The organism is Mycobacterium sp. (genome assembly GCF_049280035.1).
Taxonomy (GTDB): Bacteria; Actinomycetota; Actinomycetes; order Mycobacteriales; family Mycobacteriaceae; genus Mycobacterium.
In genome coordinates this window covers 1-1,977 of the sequence record NZ_JBAPPI010000228.1, presented here as the reverse complement: position 1 = coordinate 1,977, position 1,977 = coordinate 1, and the positions used below count along the sequence as shown (strand labels likewise).

The 1,977-nt window shown below is 64.2% G+C and carries 1 protein-coding gene and 1 pseudogene; both read left to right on the top strand.

Features of this window, described 5'->3' with window-relative positions; genetic code table 11:
* On the top strand, window positions 1-1,837 hold a 1,837-nt coding region (dnaK, locus tag WAN71_RS07500), incomplete at its 5' end, for a molecular chaperone DnaK (RefSeq protein ID WP_422224728.1).
* Window positions 1,834-1,977: pseudogene (locus WAN71_RS07495) on the top strand (nucleotide exchange factor GrpE); the annotation flags it as partial. The gene dnaK and the pseudogene WAN71_RS07495, both read left to right, overlap by 4 nt.

Genomic DNA, 1,977 nt, shown 5'->3' with positions numbered 1-1,977 from the left:
CCTCGGGACCACCAACTCCGTCGTCGCAGTTCTCGAGGGTGGCGACCCCGTCGTCGTCGCTAACTCAGAGGGTGCAAGGACGACTCCGTCCGTCGTGGCGTTCGCGCGCAACGGCGAGGTGCTGGTCGGCCAGCCCGCCAAAAACCAGGCAGTGACCAACGTCGACCGGACCATCCGGTCGGTCAAACGTCACATGGGCACCGACTGGTCCGTTGAGATCGACGGTAAGCAGTACACCGCGCAGGAGATCAGCGCCCGCATTCTGCAGAAGCTGAAGCGCGACGCCGAGGCCTACCTCGGTGAAGACATCATCGACGCGGTGATCACCACGCCCGCCTACTTCAACGACGCCCAGCGTCAGGCCACCAAGGAGGCCGGCCAAATCGCCGGCATGAACGTGCTGCGGATCGTCAACGAGCCGACCGCGGCCGCACTGGCCTACGGCCTGGACAAGGGTGAGAAGGAACAGACCATCCTGGTCTTCGACCTCGGCGGTGGCACCTTCGACGTGTCGTTGCTGGAGATCGGCGACGGTGTCGTGGAGGTCCGCGCGACCTCCGGTGACAACCACCTCGGTGGTGACGACTGGGACGACCGGATCGTCACCTGGCTGGTGGACAAGTTCAAGGGCAGCGCGGGCATCGACCTGACCAAGGACAAGATGGCCATGCAACGGCTGCGGGAAGCGGCCGAGAAGGCCAAGATCGAACTGAGCTCGAGTCAGAGCACGTCGATCAACTTGCCGTACATCACCGTTGACGCCGACAAGAACCCGCTGTTCCTCGACGAGCAGCTGACGCGCGCCGAGTTCCAGAAGATCACTCAGGATCTGCTCGACCGCACGCGGCAGCCGTTCCAGTCGGTGATCAAGGACGCCGGTATCGCGGTGTCGGAGATCGACCACGTGGTGCTGGTGGGTGGTTCGACCCGGATGCCCGCGGTGTCCGATCTGGTCAAGGAAATGACCGGCGGGCAGGAGCCCAACAAGGGCGTCAACCCTGACGAAGTGGTGGCCGTTGGTGCCGCCCTGCAGGCGGGTGTGCTCAAAGGTGAGGTGAAAGATGTTCTGCTGCTTGACGTTACGCCGCTGAGTCTCGGTATCGAGACAAAGGGTGGCGTGATGACCAAGCTCATCGAGCGCAACACCACGATCCCGACGAAGCGGTCGGAGACCTTCACCACGGCCGACGACAACCAGCCGTCCGTGCAGATTCAGGTCTTCCAGGGTGAGCGCGAAATCGCTTCGCACAACAAGCTGCTCGGCTCTTTCGAGCTGACCGGTATCCCGCCGGCTCCGCGCGGTGTCCCACAGATCGAGGTCACGTTCGACATCGATGCCAACGGCATCGTGCACGTCACGGCTAAGGACAAGGGCACCGGCAAGGAGAACACGATCAAAATCCAGGAAGGCTCCGGCCTGTCCAAGGAGGAGATCGACCGGATGATCAAGGACGCCGAGGCGCACGCCGACGAGGACCGCAAGCGCCGCGAGGAAGCTGACGTTCGCAACCAGGCCGAGACGCTGGTCTACCAGACGGAGAAGTTCGTCTCCGAACAGCGCAGTGCCGAAGGCGGTTCGAAGGTTCCCGAGGACACGCTGAACAAGGTGGACGCCGCGGTGGCCGAAGCCAAGACGGCGTTGGGCGGCACCGATATCGGTGCCATCAAGTCCGCGATGGAGAAGCTGGGCCAGGAGTCGCAGGCTCTGGGTCAGGCCATCTACGAGTCCACACAGGCCGAGCAAGCCGCCGCTGGCGGCGAGCCCGGTCCGGGCGGATCCGGTGCCGACGACGTTGTCGACGCGGAGGTGGTCGACGATGACCGGGAGGGCCAGTGACCGAAGGCAATCCGCAAGAGCAGGTGACCGTCACCGATAAGCGGCGGATTGATCCCGAGACCGGCGAAGTACGTCACGTAGCTTCTGGTGCCCCAACTTCGGCGGCGGCACCGGAAGCGGCGGCCGGCAAGGGCTCTGCC